Annotated in this window: 12 protein-coding genes; all 12 read left to right on the top strand. The window is 45.8% G+C overall.

The window, feature by feature from the left end:
- The first annotated feature begins 76 nt into the window (after positions 1–76).
- The 12 genes from INQ51_RS01645 (at position 77) to INQ51_RS01590 (ending at position 17,595) form a co-directional block, all read left to right on the top strand.
- On the top strand, positions 77–1,783 hold the full coding sequence (locus INQ51_RS01645) for a nucleoside-triphosphatase (protein WP_233376159.1): 1,707 nt from the start codon (positions 77–79) through the stop codon (positions 1,781–1,783).
- A gap of 140 nt (positions 1,784–1,923) precedes the next feature.
- Positions 1,924–3,135, top strand: a complete 1,212-nt coding sequence (locus INQ51_RS01640; protein ID WP_233376158.1) for a PQQ-binding-like beta-propeller repeat protein — start codon at positions 1,924–1,926, stop codon at positions 3,133–3,135.
- A 50-nt stretch (positions 3,136–3,185) separates the two neighbouring features.
- Positions 3,186–4,430 carry a PQQ-binding-like beta-propeller repeat protein gene (locus INQ51_RS01635; protein WP_233376157.1) on the top strand — a complete coding sequence of 415 codons (1,245 nt, stop codon included), beginning with the start codon at positions 3,186–3,188 and terminating at the stop codon, positions 4,428–4,430.
- A gap of 98 nt (positions 4,431–4,528) precedes the next feature.
- Positions 4,529–5,953: a PQQ-binding-like beta-propeller repeat protein gene (locus tag INQ51_RS01630; RefSeq protein ID WP_233376156.1), complete on the top strand. Its 1,425-nt coding sequence runs from the start codon at positions 4,529–4,531 to the stop codon at positions 5,951–5,953.
- 3 nt (positions 5,954–5,956) lie between these two features.
- A complete protein-coding gene (locus tag INQ51_RS01625) occupies positions 5,957–6,922 on the top strand; it encodes a hypothetical protein (protein ID WP_233376155.1) in 966 nt (321 codons plus the stop codon).
- Positions 6,923–7,188: 266 nt separating this feature from the next.
- Entirely contained in the window at positions 7,189–7,761 is a 573-nt protein-coding gene (locus tag INQ51_RS01620; RefSeq protein WP_233376154.1) for a hypothetical protein, read from the top strand.
- A 15-nt stretch (positions 7,762–7,776) separates the two neighbouring features.
- Positions 7,777–9,144, top strand: coding sequence for a 4Fe-4S binding protein (locus tag INQ51_RS01615; RefSeq protein ID WP_233376153.1), 1,368 nt, complete (start codon positions 7,777–7,779; stop codon positions 9,142–9,144).
- 290 nt (positions 9,145–9,434) lie between these two features.
- Positions 9,435–11,309 (top strand): PQQ-binding-like beta-propeller repeat protein, encoded by a 1,875-nt coding sequence (locus INQ51_RS01610; RefSeq protein WP_233376152.1) that lies wholly within the window; start codon positions 9,435–9,437, stop codon positions 11,307–11,309.
- Positions 11,310–11,342: 33 nt separating this feature from the next.
- The gene (locus INQ51_RS01605; RefSeq protein WP_233376151.1) at positions 11,343–13,685 is read left to right on the top strand and encodes an NAD(P)H-dependent oxidoreductase subunit E; all 2,343 of its coding nucleotides are present in this window, start codon (positions 11,343–11,345) and stop codon (positions 13,683–13,685) included.
- Positions 13,686–13,703: 18 nt separating this feature from the next.
- The gene (locus INQ51_RS01600; RefSeq protein ID WP_233376150.1) at positions 13,704–14,780 is read left to right on the top strand and encodes an SGNH/GDSL hydrolase family protein; all 1,077 of its coding nucleotides are present in this window, start codon (positions 13,704–13,706) and stop codon (positions 14,778–14,780) included.
- A 108-nt stretch (positions 14,781–14,888) separates the two neighbouring features.
- Complete coding sequence (locus tag INQ51_RS01595; RefSeq protein ID WP_233376149.1) at positions 14,889–16,442, top strand: FAD-dependent oxidoreductase; 1,554 nt, start codon at positions 14,889–14,891, stop codon at positions 16,440–16,442.
- A 43-nt stretch (positions 16,443–16,485) separates the two neighbouring features.
- Entirely contained in the window at positions 16,486–17,595 is a 1,110-nt protein-coding gene (locus tag INQ51_RS01590) for a PQQ-binding-like beta-propeller repeat protein (RefSeq protein WP_233376148.1), read from the top strand.
- Positions 17,596–17,607 lie beyond the last annotated feature (12 nt).

Below are 17,607 nucleotides of genomic sequence, written 5' to 3'. Positions count from 1 at the left end.
GATACTTATGTGCTTTATGCTTATTGAATCAGGGCAACGATGATTGACATTCGTTTTCTATATCCGTATTTTCAAAATGAATAAAATCTCTCACCTCAATGATAAGTGGATCAAAGCAGCCATTTTAGGAACGGTTTGGGCTTCGTCTGAAATTGTTTTGGGAAGCTTTTTGCACAACCTGCGTGTCCCTTTCAGTGGGAACATTCTAACGGCCATCGGAATTGTTATTCTTATTTCCGCACATTATAAATGGAGCGAAAAAGGGCTTTTCTGGCGGGCCGGTTTGATTTGTGCTTTGATGAAAACCATGTCGCCCAGTGCAGTTATTTTTGGGCCGATGATCGCTATTTTCAGTGAAGCCCTGCTTCTTGAATTTTCGGTTCGCCTGCTGGGGCGTACAGTGGCGGGTTTTGTGCTGGGATCGGTGCTGGCTATGAGTTGGAATCTTTTTCAGAAGATCTTCAATTACATCATTTTTTACGGCTACAACATTGTGGAAGTATATAAAAACCTGATGATCTATGCAGAGAAACAGCTCGGGCTCAGGTTCGATGCTGTGTGGACACCGATACTGATTCTGCTGGGAATTTATGCCTTGTTCGGTGCTCTGTCTGCTTTAATGGGGATCAGTACCGGAAGAAAGTTGAAGAAGCAGCCTTCTATTCCGGCTACGCATTTTAAAAAGGAGGCAGAGAGCACGGGTTTCGGTTCAAAAAGCACCGACTTTCCCTATTCTGTTTGGTGGCTGGTGTTGAATGTTTTATTACTGGTCGGCACATTGTTTTCGATCAACCGGATTCCTTTTGGTGCCTGGGTGGCAATGGTGGTAGTGATTGTAACGGTGTGGGCTTTTCGCTACAAAAGAGCTTTGCGGCAACTGGTTCGTCCAAGATTCTGGATATTTTTTGTGCTGATCACACTTGTTACAGCTTTTGTTTTCACGAGATTATCATCCGATACTAAAACCATTGCCGATGCCTTGCTGATTGGTGTGGAAATGAACCTGCGCGCGATTGTGCTGATCATGGGATTTACGGTGCTTGGAACCGAGCTGTACAACCCGAAAATCAGGGCGTATTTTGCCCGGAGCTATTTTAAGCAACTTCCGCTGGCGCTGGAACTTTCGGTGGAAAGCCTGCCGGTGATGATCGCCAATACTCCTGATTTGAAGACCGTTCTTAAAAATCCGATGTTGTTTGTTCAGCAGATAATGGGCTTTGCCGATTACCGATTGCAGCAAATAAGATCGTCTGGTTCGTTGCCATCGGTTTTTGTGATCACCGGGGCGGTGGGGGCTGGTAAAACCACTGTTCTGAAAAAGCTTTTGGCAGCCTTGCAGGAAAAGCAAATTCCGGTTGCCGGCTTTTATTCTGAACGATTGATGCACGAGGAGGAAACCGTCGGTTACGATTTGGTAAATGCAGCTACAAGGGAAAGAATCGATTTCCTGAGGGTTGCGAAAGAGCCTTCTTTAACAGGTGTCGGGAAATATGCCGTTAACCATGCCGCTTTTGATTGGGGCGAAACCCTGCTTCAGAAAGCAGATCACCAGGTGGTGCTGGTGGATGAAGTTGGTAAGCTCGAAATTAAAGGCGAGGGCTGGGGGCGTGCCCTGACAGAACGAATTCGCAAGCAGGAGAATCATTTGATTCTTTCATTCAGAAAGGATTTGCTGGATGATCTTATCCATAAATTTGAGCTGACAAAGACGGTTGTTTTGGATGTTGAAACCACTTCTGAAAAGGAAATTATTGATGCTGTTTTGGCTCGATTGGACGATTAGACGCCTCTTCTGTAATTGTTAATGAATCCTGAACAAATTGTAAACATTGCTTACTATTTAGATGGCTCCTAAATAACCTTAAACCATTGGTAATATGGCAGATTGATTCTATTTTTAGAGCACAATCAAAAAGCCGTGTTATGAATAAAAAAGCATTGTTACTCTTTTTGCCTACCTATTTATTTATCATAAACCTTTCAGCGCAAAACCCAACTGTATGGCGAGGCAATGGCACTGGTGTTTACCACGAAACCGGTTTGTTGAACGAGTGGCCGACTGACGGGCCCGAAATTCTTTGGTCGTTTGAAGAACTGGGAGACGGACATTCTTCCCCTGTAATTGCCAATAATACTATTTATGTATCAGGAATGGTGGAAGAGACCGGCTATGTTTATGCCTTGTCGCAGGATGGAAAATTAAAATGGAAGGCTCCTTATGGAAAAGAGTTTTCGGAAAGCTACCCGGGGGCACGAACCAGTGTGGTAGTCGACGGAGATCTTTTGTACATGTACAGCGGCCTGGGCGAATTGGTTTGTATGAATGCTGCCAACGGCGAGAAGAAATGGAGTAAAAATGTGTTGAAGGAGTTGGGGGGCGAAAACATAACCTGGGGGGTAACCGAAACGGTTGTGATCGATGGCGACTTGTTGTATGTAACGCCCGGAGGTAAAACAAACAATGTAGTGGCACTTAATCGTTTCAACGGAAACCTGGTTTGGAGTTCGCCCGGCAAAGGCGAGCCGTCAGCTTATTGTACACCGCTTTTGATAGAGCTTCCGGCCCGTAAATTACTGGTAACCCACACCGCTGATCATATTATTGGCCTCGATGCAAAAACCGGAGACTTGTTGTGGGATTACCCGCAGACCAACCGCTGGAAAGTGCATGCCAATACGCCTGTGTATTACAACGGTGGACTTTTCTGCTTTAGTGGTTACGGACAGGGTGGTGTAAAACTCATTCTTAGTGCCGATGGAAGCAGCGTTAGCAAAGCCTGGGCAAAAACTGAGCTCGACAGCCGGATGGGAGGCATTGTTCTGCTGGATGGCTACCTCTACGGATCGGGAGATAATGCGCGCGAGTGGCGTTGTGTAAACTGGGAAACAGGCGAAGAAACCTATGCGGCCAAAGATATTGCAAAGGGAGTGGTAATTGCCGCCGACGGAAAACTCTATTGTTACAGCGAGCGGGGAGAACTGGCCTTGGTTAGTGTCAACCCAAAAGAATTTAAAATGATCAGCAAAACTAAAGTTGACCTCGGATCGGCCCAGCACTGGGCGCATCCGGTTATTAACGACGGCCGTTTGCTGGTGCGTCACGGCAATGCGCTGATCGCTTATAAGATCAAATAGTTAGATCGGAAAGCAACGGATTGAAAGAAAAACCAACTAAATAAATGAACATGCAAAGATTTCTTTTTGTACTCATCTCTGTTTTAATCGGTTGGAGCGCTTCTGCGCAAATAACGCAGTGGCGCGGACCTGATCGCGATGGCATTTTCACCGAAACCGGACTGTTAAAGGAATGGCCCGAAGATGGTCCGCAACAGGTGCTGGAAGTGGAGAAAATCGGAGTAGGATGGTCGTCACCCATTTGGGTGGATGGAATGATCTATGTGACCGGTATGATCGATACCCTGGATCATTTAACTGCTATCAACCCCGACGGAAGTATAAAGTGGCAGGTTCCTTACGGCCGTTCCTGGAATAAATCGTTCCCCGATACCCGCAGTACACCAGTGGTGGAAGCGGATCGCATTTATGTGCAAAGTGGAACCGGACAGGTTTCCTGTATCAATAAAGAAGACGGTTCTACGATCTGGGAAGTGGACGTCGACAAAAACTACCAGGGAGAATACCACGTGTGGGGAAATTCAGAAACCGTGTTGATCTGCGATGATAAAGTGATTGTTTCGCCCGGCGGACATGAAACAAGTGTTGTGGCACTTAATAAAATGACCGGCGAAGAAGTTTGGAAAACCAAATCCCTGGGCGGACCGCGGGCTTATGCATCGGCAGCTATTTACGAGTGGAATGGCTTCCGCTATATTCTGGCAGTGATCGGTACCCATCTTTTGGCCATTGTGCCCGAAACAGGAGTGATTGCCTGGAGCTACAGCTACTTCAATCCTGAAAAATGGAAATGGCAGGACAACGGGCTTATCTGGACCAATACGCCGGTATTCAACGACAACCAGATTTTTCTGACCATGGGCTATGATTACCCGGCCGTAATGCTCGAAATGGATTCAACCGGAACATCGGTTACCGAGAAATTTGTGGATCACACGTTTGATAACCACCATCACGGCGTGATTTTGTACGACGGTTGTTTGTACGGATCAAACTGGTTTGACAACAAACGCGGACGCTGGGTTTGTATGAAATGGGATACGGGCGAAATCAAATACGTAGCCGAGTGGGATACGAAAGGTGCGTTGGTAATGGCCGACGGACTGTTGTATGCCTACAACGAACGTGGCAATGTGGGCTTGGTTGAACCCGATCCGGATGGATTTAAAGTGATCAGCGAATTCAAAATTAAAAAGGGAGCAGGCCCGCACTGGGCACATCCGTTTATAGCCGACGGGAAACTGTTTCTGCGTCACGGCGATGTGCTGATGGTTTATGATATTAAAGCAAAATAGATGGAGAGATACGAGTAATGAAACACTTTATTAAGGATTGGAGTTAATCTAAATGAATAATTCCGGAGTATTTTTTCATTACTCGCACGTTGTATTCAATGACTAAAAAAACAATAAATATTATCCTGTTTTCGGTCGGAGTGTTGGGCTTCGTCGCACTGTTTTGGTGGATGAACACTGACCCCACGCGCGAGTTTACAGTTAATCTGGAAGGGGCCGATAACCGGGGCGAAGGAAACGCTTTTGTGCAGGAAGTAAACATTGGCGAACACTTCGAAGAATATACCGCGGATTACAAGGAATTAATTGAAAGCTGGACCAATTTCAGGGGCGCCGATTACGACAATATTTCAAAGTCACCGGTTAAACTAATTGATAAATTTCCGGCAGAAGGACCTAAAATTCTTTGGTCAGTTGAGTTGGGAGAAGGCCATTCGGGGGCTGCCATTTACAAAGGTTTGGCTTACGTTATGGATTACGACGAGGAAGAAAGGGCTGATAAATTGCGGTGTTTTTCGCTGGTTGACGGGAAAGAACAGTGGAGCCGAGGTTACGACGTTACGGTTAAACGAAACCATGGAATGTCGCGGACTATTCCGGCTGTAACCGAAGATTATATTGTTACGATCGGTCCCAAATGTCACGTAATGTGCTTAGACCGTAAAACCGGCGATTTTCGCTGGGGACTTGATATTGTAAAGGAATACGGAACCGAAATTCCGTTTTGGTACACCGGGCAATGTCCGATCATCGATAACGGTGTGGCTATTCTTGCAGCCGGCGGAAGTCAGATGATGCTGGCTGTTGATTGCGCCACAGGTGAAAAACTTTGGGAAACACCCAATCCTCATGGCTGGCAAATGTCGCATTCTTCGATCCTGCCTTTTACTTTTGGCGGAAGAAAAATGTATGTGTACAGCGCCATTGGAGGAATGTTGGGAGTTGCTGCCGATGGTCCGGATGCCGGTTCTGTTCTTTGGGAAACTAATACATGGAACCACTCGGTGGTGGCGCCATCGCCGGTTTGTTTGCCCGATGGAAAGATTTTTATGACAGCCGGCTACGGGGCAGGAAGCATGGTTTTGCAGCTTTCGGAGAGTGGCGACAAGTTCAGTATTGCGCCCATTGATGAATACAGTCCCAAGGATGGTTTGGCCTGCGAACAACAAACTCCCATTTACTGGAACGGCTTCTTGTTTGGTATTTTGCCAAAAGACGGAGGAGCACTGCGCAATCAGTTGGTTTGCGTGAATCCGGCGGATACTAAAAAGGTAGTGTGGTCGAGCGGAAAGGAAACACGCTTTGGCCTTGGTCCTTTTTTTATGGCTGATAACAAGCTATTTATTTTGAACGACGACGGAACGCTTACCATCGCCCGGCCAAGTACCAAGGAATATATTCAGCTCGATCAGGTGAAAGTAATCGAAGATGCGCACGACGCATGGGCTCCCTTTGCATTGGCTGACGGTTATCTGTTAATGCGTGATTCGAAAACAATGGTTTGTATCGATTTGAATATCTAAGAAATGAAGAATAAAGGTATTGTCATATTTCTGATCGTGTTGGCAGTGGTAATTATCGCTGTTATGGTGGGCGATTGGATGTCGAAACGCCCCGATAAAATGGAGGCGAATAAATTCGAATTCAATGTTGATGCTTTTAAAAATGTTCCGGAAGAACTGGTTTTGTATAAAGAAACCAAAAATTTTAAAGTAGGCTTTGAAACGCCCGCCGGAATTACGATTTCAGGCGATACCATTTACCTGGTGGGCGACAAAAAGTTAAAGCTGATTGATAATTCCGGTAAGCTTTTGCTGGAGACTGATTTCCAGGATGAACCAACAACCGTGGAAGTAAACAGCGGAATGATTTATATCGGTTTTAAAAATCATATTCAGGTTTTAAATATGCGCGGAGAACTTCAAAAAGAATGGTCTTTGGCGGGAGAGAATACTTTTATCACGGCTATTGCTGCAGATCAAAACAATGTTTTTGTGGCTGATGCCGGAAACCGGAGAATTGTGAGGTATTCTAAAGACGGTGAGTTGATTGGGGAGTTTGAGGGAAAAGCAAGTGCTGACGACCTTCACGGTTTTATTATCCCGAGTCCTTATTTTGATATGGACATTACGGAATACGACGAACTGTGGGTGGTGAATCCTGGACTGCATACACTGGAACAATATACCGAAGACGGGAACCTGCGAGAGCACTGGCGTGCGAGCGGCGCCCAAACCGAAAATTTTAGCGGTTGCTGCAACCCGGCACACTTCTGTTTTTTGCCCGACGGTAGTTTTGTTACCAGCGAAAAAGGATTGGTGCGCGTGAAAATGTACAAACCCTCGGGGGAATTTCTGGGAGTTGTAGCTCCACCCACAAAGTTTGACGACAAGCTGGAAGGACAAGCTCCGGATGTTTCAGTGGATAAGGATGGAAACATCTACGCACTGGATTTTGACCGAAAGCTGTTAAGGATGTTTGAGAAAAAATAAAGCTCTGTGAAAACTCTGTGACCTCTGTGGTTCTAATTTTTACCACGGAGGTCACAGAGAAGACACTGAGAATAGTTCGATAAAAATGGATAGACGAAAATTCATACAAAAAGGAGGCAGACTTCTCTTGTTGGGAGGATTGACCGCAACATCCGGTTACCTGATTTTGAATAAAAAAGTAAGCGCCAGTTGTTCAGTTTCTCCAACATGTAAGAGTTGCGGAAAGTTTGTGAAATGTGAACTTCCGCAGGCAAAGGAGGTGAGAGATGGAAGAGAAAAATAAAGCACAAAGCCGGCGAAAATTCATCCAAAACGGGGTGAGGGCTTCTTTACTGCTCTCGCTTGGAGTGGTGAGTGCATCTGCTTTGCGCCGCGTAACTACCGATGACTACGTTTGGCAGATCGATCCTTTCAAATGTACACAGTGCGGACGCTGTGCAACCGAATGCGTGATGTCGCCATCGGCAGTGAAATGTATACATGCTTTTGATCTTTGCGGCTATTGCGATCTTTGTGGAGGTTACCTGAAACCTGATGCCAACGCCCGCAGCACAGCTGCCGAAAACCAACTTTGCCCCACCGCCGCCATCGAACGTCGTTTTATCGAAGAGCCTTATTTTGAATACCACATCATCGAAGATTTGTGCATCGGTTGTGCCAAGTGTGTGGCGGGGTGTACTTCGTTTGGAAACGGTTCGCTGCACTTGCAAATTATGCATCACATTTGTGTGAACTGCAACGAGTGTTCCATTGCGCGGGTTTGCCCGTCGGATGCCATAAGCCGGGTTCAGGCAAGCCAGGCCTACAAAGTAAAAGGTAGCTGGACAAATCCAGCATAGATTGATTAAAACTGAATGAATAAAACAGATCAAATAGATATTAGCCAGGAGTTGCTAGCTGTGAGTCACGTGTTAAATATGAAGACTGTGACTGAAAACTGCGACTGGAAACTTGCCGTATTGAAATACACAAAGTTTGCACTGTTCAGCTTTGTCTTTTTCCTTTCTACTTTTTCCTTGTCGGCACAACAGCAACGTTTTCCAAAGCCTGAGTTCGACAGTGGCTATACACAACCTTCTCCTGTAACGCCCGAGCCCCGTGCTTTGGCTCTTGAATATTTTGATGTACTGGTTTTATTGCTGGTACTTTCAGCAGCTACCTGGTTGGCATTAAAAAGCCGGTCGCGGCAAGGAATCCTGTGGCTGTCGATTTTTACGCTGGCTTACTTTGGCTTTTACCGAAACGGATGTATTTGCAGTATTGGTTCCATACAAAATGTAACGTTAACCTTGTTTGATGCAACCTATGCAATTTCGCTGACTGCACTTTTGTTTTTTCTGTTGCCACTATTATTTACACTGTTTTTTGGAAGAACTTTTTGTGCCGGGGCATGTCCGTTGGGAGCCATTCAGGATCTGGTGGTGATGAAACCGATCAGTCTTCCCAAATGGCTGAATAAAACGCTGGGGTTGATTCCTTATCTATACCTCTCGCTGGCAGTATTGTTTGCCGCCACAGGTACCGATTTTATCATCTGTCGCTACGATCCTTTTGTAGGGATTTTCAGAATGGATGCCAAGTTTCACATGGTAGTTTTAGGCGTAGCCTTTTTACTGATGGGAATGTTTGTGGCACGTCCGTATTGCCGCTTTTTATGTCCGTACGGAGTTCTTTTAAGTTGGATGTCGCGTTTTTCAAAATGGCATTTAAGCATCACTCCGTCAAAATGTATTCAGTGTAAATTGTGTACCAACTCTTGTCCTTTTGATGCGATCGATTTTCCAACCAACGAGAAGGAAGTAGTGAAGTCGGGTTTAGGACCGAAACGTTTTATTACCTACGCACTTATCATTCCGTTGTGGGTAGTACTGGGAGTTTTTGTAGGTGCACAATCACATACCTTTTTGTCAAAAGCCAATCCAACGGTTTATCTGGCAGAACTTATGATTTCAAAACCTGAGATTAAAGAAGATCTTGATAACATAGATGTTCAAACCTTCCGTGCTTCCGGAAAATCAATGGAACAGCTTGTGGAAGAAGCAGAAGTCATCCGCGATAAATTTTATGTAGGAAGCATGATTGCCGGAGGTTTTATGGGACTGGTAATTGGCATGACTTTATTAAACACGGTGGTTTTTCGCAAGCGGCAGGATTACGAGCCTCACCGCGGAAATTGTTTCAGCTGTGCACGCTGTGTGGATTACTGTCCGGTTGAAAAATGAAGAATGGATAAATGATCAAATTGAAAAAGATTTGGACTGATTATCAATTGAAATGAAATAAGAACTCCGTAGGAGTTGGATCCGTCAACTGACGGATAACCCCCGGTTTTAACCGGGGTGAAATGAGCAAAGCGAATAAAAGGCACATCCACAACTGAAACATTGAAGTGAAAAGATGTATGTGCCGCAAATGAGGAACAAGATTGAAACGCAAATAAAAAGATGCCAGGCAGGCATGAAATTCGGACCCAAACTTCCGACTTCGTGCTTCCTGCTTCAAACCAAAAAATATGACCAATAACGACAAATTAAAATTAGCACAAAACATCGCGTTGATTGCCGGAATATTTTGCACGGCAGTGGCCATCCTTTTGTTGCTGAACTTCTGGCAGGTATCCAAAAGCGATCCCATTGAAAGCAAGGCTCTCGAAGCACTTGTGCAAAGGTTGAAACAAGAGCCCAATAACGAGGAATTGAAAGCTGAGATCCGTGCTTTTGACCTCTTGGCCAGAAAGGCTTATTTCAACAGTCAGTGGCAGGTGAAAACAGGCGCTTATCTGATTCTGTTTGGGACTGTTGTTTTGGCGTTTGCGCTGCGGGTTTATTATTCAGCCAAGAGTAAGATTGAAGAACCTGATGCGAAACTGGAAAATGAAATCGCCAGCCGAATTTTGGCACAAAAAGGGATTGTCATTGTTGGTGTGCTTGTGATGGCGCTGGCTGTTGTGGCTGGTTTTGCTACGGTAAATCATCTCAAGGATTATGATGCTGTCAGTTTGGTGGCTGAAAATGAAAGCAATCAACAGGAAGAACAGATCGAAGTAATTGAAGTAGGTCAAAATCCCGTTACTGAAAGTAAACCATCAGAATCTGAAGCTGAACCAGCCACAGAGCCGGTGAAACAATCTGAAACGACACCCGAAGCAGAGACAGAGCAGAAAGTGGAAGAGCAGAAGGAAACGGTGGAAGCAAAAGCACCTCAAAAAACTGCTGCGGCATCTTCCGGGTTGACATTGGCGGCTTTAAAAACAAATCATAATTCATTACGAGGACCGCTCGGACAGGGAGTTAGTTACGCTAAAAATATCCCAACCGAGTGGGATGGGGCCGCTGGTACAAATGTTTTGTGGAAATCGCCGATTCCAAAGCACGGATTCAATTCTCCGATCATTTGGGGCGACAAGATTTTTATTGCCGGCGCGGATAACAATGCACGCGAAGTATATTGTTACGACCGGAACACCGGTAAACTCCTTTGGACGGGTGTTGCCAATAATATCCAGGGATCGCCAGCTGCAATGCCCAAGGTTACTCCCGACACGGGGCTTTCAGCCTCTTCGCTGACTACCGATGGAAAAGCTGTCTTTGCCATTTTTGCCAGCGGCGACGTTATCGCTTTTGATATGAATGGTAAACGTCTGTGGGCACGAAACCTGGGCGTTCCGAACAACCATTACGGACATTCCTCGTCGCTGATTACCTGGGCCGGGAAACTGTTTGTTCAGTACGATACAAACCGCGGCGGCAAAGTGCTGGCGTTGAATAATACAAGCGGAGAAACGGTTTGGGAAACTACCCGGGCCTGTAAAATTTCGTGGGCCAGCCCTGTTCTGGGAGAGGTTGACGGGAAATACCAGCTATTACTTACTTCCGACCCGATTGTGGCCGGTTATAACATTGAAACAGGGGAAGAACTCTGGCAGGTGGAGTGTATGATGGGCGAAGTTGGGCCTTCGGTGGCTTTTTCTGACGGATTGGTTTTTGCTGCCAATGAATACGCCCGTCTGGTGGCGATTGATCCAAAAACGGCATCGGTTGTATGGGAAAACGATGAATATCTTCCTGAAGCCGCCAGTCCGCTGGCATACAATGGATTGTTGTTTGTTGCAACAAGTTACGGCGTGTTGGTTTGCTACGATACTAAAACAGGAGAACAATATTGGGAGGACGATCTGGGGACAACTTTGTATTCATCGCCGGTAACGGCAGATGGCAAGCTGTTTATGATGGATAATGACGGTGTAATGCACGTGTACGAATTTGGGAAGAAATTGAAAAAGATCAGTGATAACGAATTAGGCGAACACTCAGGGCCAACTCCGGCTTTTGCTGACGGCAGAATTTATATCCGGGGAGACAAGAATTTGTACTGTATCGGAAAATAGAATGAGCGTATTTACGCTTTGTGAAAAGTTAAAATGACAGAATACAATCAATATATTGACCACCTGATTACAGAAAAAGGCGCTTCAAAAAAGAGTCTTATTCCGATTCTGCAGGCTATTCAGAAGGAGTACAACTATCTTCCGGAAGAGGCATTGCGTTACCTGGCTGAAAAGTCGGAAATCTCTGCTGCAGAAATAATCGGGGTGGCAAGTTTTTACTCGCAGTTTCGGCTGCACCCAGTGGGCGAGCACATGATCAAGGTATGTGTGGGTACTGCCTGTCATGTAAAAGGTGCGGTCCAGGTGTACGATGCTTTTCGGAGGGAATTAAAATTAGCCGATGGAATTAATACCGATTCTGTTGGAAAATATACCATTGAAAAAGTGGCTTGTCTGGGTTGTTGTACACTGGCCCCTGTTGTTCAGATCGATGGAACGACATACGGTCATGTGGCATCCGATCAGGTGGGGCAGATTATAGAGGATTTTGAAAGCATAAAAGGAAAACGCGACCTGAAGAAGGCACGAAAAGCCGACGGAACTGAAATTCAGGGCGAAATTCGGATCGGCCTGGGTTCATGCTGCGTGGCCAGTGGCAGTAAGGAGATTCAGGAGGAAGTAGAGCATGTGGTCAACGAAAGCGGGCTGCGGGTGAATCTGAAACACGTCGGTTGCGTGGGGATGTGCCATCAGGTGCCATTGGTGGAAGTGGTGCCGAATGAAGGGGAACCAACTTTATATGCGAAGGTAAAACCTGAAGATGTAAAAGGCATCGTTGAAAGTCACTTTGATGCACCGGGGCTGCTCACCCGCTTAAAAAATAAACTGATTCACGCCGTTGAAACCATCCAGACTGACCGAAACTGGGAAGGTGTGCAGCGCTACGAAATTAGCATGCGCGAGAAACCGGTGGCGTCGTTTCTTGGAAATCAGTTGCCGATTGCAACAGAATACCGAGGAATGATCAATCCGCTGGATATAAACGAATACAAAAGGCGCGGTGGTTTTTCAGCTCTGCAAAAAGCTCTCGATACTCTATCACCCGACGATGTGGTGGAGCAGGTCATGAAAAGCGGCATCCGTGGTCGTGGTGGCGGCGGTTTTCCCAGTGGTATAAAATGGGAGGCCGTAAAAAAACAGAAAAGCGAGATTAAATACCTGATTTGTAATGGTGACGAGGGAGATCCCGGCGCTTTTATGGATCGAATGCTGCTCGAATCTTATCCGTACCGAATCATTGAAGGGATGGTGATTGCGGCTTATGCTACGGGTATTCATCATGGCTACTTTTATATTCGGGCTGAATATCCGCTGGCAGTTACCCGTATTCGTGAAGCATTAAAAATCTGCAAAGAGAATAATCTGCTGGGCGAAAATATACTGGGGACTTCGTTTAGTCTCGATCTTCAGATTTATGAAGGAGCAGGAGCATTTGTGTGCGGCGAAGAAACAGCTTTGATTGCTTCGATTGAAGGAAGCCGCGGTTTTCCGAGGATTCGTCCGCCATTTCCGGCTGAAAGCGGATTATTCGGAAAGCCAACTCTTGTCAACAATACCGAAACGTTTGCCCAGATTGCTTATATTTTACGCGAAGGATGGGAGAAATTTGCCGAGATCGGCACTGCCCGAAGCACCGGAACAAAGGTTTTTGCGTTGGCGGGTAAAGTGGCGCGGGGCGGACTGATAGAGGTTCCGATGGGAATCACCATTCGGGAGGTGATTGACGAGATTGGCGGTGGAATTGCCAATGGCAAAAAGTTTAAGGCCGTTCAAATCGGTGGACCATCCGGCGGTTGTATTCCTGCTGAATATGCTGATACCCCGATAAATTTTGAGTCGCTGCAGGAAATGGGAGCGATGATGGGATCCGGTGGATTGGTGGTCCTCGACGAAACCGATTGTATGGTGGATATTGCCCGCTATTTTCTGTCGTTTACACAGGAAGAATCGTGTGGAAAATGTACTTTTTGCCGGGTGGGTACACGCCGAATGCTGGATATCCTCGAAAACATCACGAAAGGAAAAGGGAAACAAGGCGATATTGAAGAGCTGGAAAAATTGGCGGAGTGGACAAAAAAAGGAAGTTTGTGCGGTTTGGGAAGAACGGCTCCGAATCCGGTGTTGAGTACATTGAAATATTTCCGTGACGAATACGAAGCTCATATCAACGGTGTTTGTCCGACCGGAAAATGTGCCGATTTAATCACTTATTCTGTAAACGATGGTTGTATCGGTTGTACCAAATGTGTGCAGAAATGCCCGGTTGACGCGATTCCGTTCACCCCGCACGAAAAGCACAGCATCAATACCGAACTGTGTATTAAATGCGATGCCTGCAGGGCCGCCTGTCCGGTTGATGCAATTGACGTGAAATAGAATTTTAAAAAGTATAACATGAGACATTTATTGATATTTCTGATAGTAGTTTTCCCCATGGCTGCAATGGCCATTACCGCCGACAGCCTGAAATACGTGGACGCTTCCACTTTGCCGGTTATTGGAAAGGGATTTGAAGATACCCAAAACCGTTACGAGCGCTTACCTGCCACTTTGCAGGATGTAACCCGTCCTCCGGTATGGAATTTATCGAAAAATTGCAGTGGACTGGCGATTCGTTTCCGGACCAATTCAACGGCTATTGGCGCCAAATGGGAAGTTACCGGCGATGTGGTTATGAACCATTTTACGATGACGGGAATCAAGGGACTTGATTTGTATTGCCTGGAAAACGGCAAGTGGCAGTTTGTGAATTCTGCTCGTCCTACCGGGAAAACCTCGCAGGTAGTGATCATTCAAAATATGCCGGAAGGAGAAAAGGAGTATATGTTGTATCTCCCTCTGTACGACGGGCTCGCTCAGTTGGAGATTGGAGTACTTCCTTCGGCTGAGATCAAAGCGCCAGTGGTCAATTCGCCTCAAACGGGGAAGCCGGTTGTGTTTTACGGAACCAGCATTACACAGGGAGGATGTGCTTCGAGGGCAGGAATGGCTTATCCGAATATTTTGTCCCGTATGTTGGATCGCGAGATCATCAATCTTGGTTTTAGCGGAAATGGCAAATTGGATTACGAGGTGGCAGAAGCAATGGCAACCATCGATGCATCGTGTTTTGTCATTGACTGTTTGCCCAATGTTACTGCCGATTTAATGAAAGAAAAATACGATCGTTTTCTGGAAATCATAAGAGAGAAAAAGCCGGCAACACAGATAATTATGGTCGAGAATATCTTGTATCCGCACATGTATTTCGATCAAAACGTGCATAAAGCAGTAGTTGACAAGAACATTACCCTGAAACAAATCTTCGATGCACAGAAAAAGAAGGGTGACCAGAATATCTACTATGTGAAGGCGGACGATTTAATCGGACATAGTCAGGAAACTACAGTTGACGGCGTTCACCTGACTGACTTTGGTTTTGTACAGCTGGCTGACCAGCTTTACCCGGTTTTGAAGAAGCATGTGAAATAGTTCAAAGTTGAGAGAACGTCATCCTGATCATAATCGAAGGAAGATTGAAGTTGAAATACAAAAAGAGCATAATTAGACTTGGCGGTTTTGCGCCTTTGCGAGAAAAAGATGATCAAACTCAAAATAAATAACAAGGAAATTCAGATTGAAGAAGGCACTTCGGTAATGAAGGCGGCGCAGCAACTGGGCATCGATATTCCCAATTTGTGCTGGCACGATGAGCTGGAGCATTTTACTTCCTGCATGTTGTGCATGGTGAAAGACCGCTCCACCGGAAAATTGTTGCCTTCGTGTTCGGTAAAGGCGCTGGATGGAATGGACATTATTACCGATGAGGAAGAGGTGGTTGAATCGCGGAAAATGGCACTTGAACTTCTGTTGAGCGAGCATACCGGCGATTGCGAAGCTCCTTGCCAGGTGGCATGCCCCGCACATATGAATATTCCGTTGATGAATCGTTTGATAGCCGCCGGGAAGTTTGACGAGTCTCTTGAAATTGTAAAGCACGACATCGTTCTGCCGGCTGTTTTGGGGAGGATTTGTCCGGCGCCGTGTGAAGGGGCCTGTCATCGTAAAACGGTGGATCAACCGGTTTCTATTTGTCTGTTGAAACGTTTTGTCGGGGACGAAGGAGTTCAACCAAAAATTGTTCCTGCTGAAAAAACAGGAAAGAAAGTGGCGGTAATTGGTGCAGGTCCTGCAGGTCTCGCTGCAGCCTACTACCTTCAGCTAAAAGGTATTCAGGTTAGTTTGTTTGATAAGAATGAAAAAGCAGGAGGATTGCTCAGAACTGAGATCAACGACGAAGTTCTGAGCAAAGAAGTATTGGATAAGGAAATTGAAGCGATTCTGAGCCCGGGTGTTGAGTTTTTGGGCGGAAAGGAGATCAACGCTGAATTGTTTGAGAGGTTGAAAGCTGATTTTGATGCGATTGTTTTGGCCAGTGGGACGCTTTCTGAATCCTCTGAAAAGTTCAGTTTGAAAGCAACTCCAAAAGGAATTGTTGCTGACAAAGATTCTTATCAGACTTCCGACGAAAAAGTATTCGCTATCGGAAACGTTTTGAGATCGTCGCGTTTGGCGGTTCGTTCTGTTGGTCAGGGAAAGGAAGTGGCATTTGCCGTTTTGCAATATTTAAATGGGCAGTCTCCTAAAGGAGAGCCGCGCTTGTTTAATTCCCGGGTTGGAAAGCTGGTAGCCGCCGAATATGCCGAGTATATAAAGGAATCGGTGGAAGGAAAAAGAACGTTTCCAGAGGGTGGAGGTTATTCTGGTTTTTCAAAAGAGGAAGCGATAGCAGAGGCAAAACGTTGCCTGCATTGCGATTGCCGCGCGATTGATGCTTGCAAACTACGAATTTATTCTGACCAGTATAAGGCCGATCAGAAACGGTTTAAAGCCAGCGAGCGCCGCAGCATGACAAAGCTGATGAACCATGGATCGGTGGTTTACGAGGCACAAAAGTGTATCAAGTGCGGAATTTGTGTTCGCCTGACTGAAAAATATACCGAGAAATTTGGATTCACGTACATTGGCCGCGGTTTTGATGTGGAAATTGGTGTTCCGTTCAATGAAGAACTTGAAAAAGGGTTAACAGAAACCGCCGAAAAAGTAGCTGCTGGTTGTCCAACAGGAGCGATCAGTTTGAAAAACTCTCGGTGAAACTCAGTGTCTTCTCTGTGTTTTCAGTGGTAAAAAGAAAAGCATGAAAAAAATACTATTTCTAAATATTATTCTTTTGTATGTGGTACGGACAATTGCCCAGCCTTCTGATTCCTGGCCGATCTTTCGTGGCGAGCCACACCTCACAGGTGTTTCGAAGACTTCTATTCCCGATTCGCCCAAATTATTATGGACGTTCCAAACCGGCGATAATATAAAATCATCTCCTGTAGTCGCTGCTGGGAAAGTGGTAATTGGTTCTACCGACGGTTTCGTGTATTGCCTGGATACAAAAGGAAAGCTGTTGTGGAAAGTTGAAACCAGCAATTCAATTGAAGCGCCGGCTTTAATTCTTGATAAAACGGTTTATGTGGGTAATCTTGACGGAATGTTGTTGGCTCTGAATTTGGATTCCGGTGAAAAACTGTGGGAGTACGAATGCGAGAACCAGATTGTTGGATCACCCAACTGCTGGAGCGATGGTAAAACAACTTTTGTTTTTGTGGGGAGCTACGATTTCTTTCTGCATTGTGTTGATGGCAAAACCGGTCAGCTGAAGTGGAAATACGAATCAGATAACTACATCAATGGCGCGGCGGCGAGTGCCAACGGAAAAGCCATGTTTGGAGGCTGCGACGGATTTCTGCACATTGTAGATGTTGCTACCGGAAAGCTGGATAAAAAGATCGATGTGGCGACCTATGTGGCAGGTTCAGTCGCGGTTGAGGACGGGAAAGCTTACATTGGCGATTACGATGGCCGCTTTTTTCAGGTCGACATTAAAACAGATAAAACCACCTGGGTTTGGAAAGATGATAAAACACACTTGCAATTTATTGCATCTCCGTCGTTGATTGGCGACAAAGTGTTAACGGCCAATTACAATAAGTTTTTGTATTGTTTCGATAAAAACTCGGGAGAAAAGCTGTGGGAATACAACACCGGCCGGCAGGTGGACGCTTCACCTGTGGTTGTAAAAGATAAGGTGATCATTGGAAACATGAGGGGCGACCTCGCGATGGTGAACCTTTCAGACGGCTCGTTGGTTTGGAGTTATGAAATTGGCAGCCAGATCGTCAGTAATCCGGCCGTGGCAGCAGGGAAGATTTTTGTGGGGGCATACGACGGAAATGTATATTGTTTTGGAAAATAAACTCTGTGCTTC

This window comes from Maribellus sp. CM-23, from assembly GCF_021354595.1.
In the GTDB taxonomy this organism is placed as follows: Bacteria; Bacteroidota; Bacteroidia; order Bacteroidales; family Prolixibacteraceae; genus Draconibacterium.
Note: the sequence above shows the minus strand (reverse complement) of the source record. Positions and strands in the feature narration are given on the sequence as shown.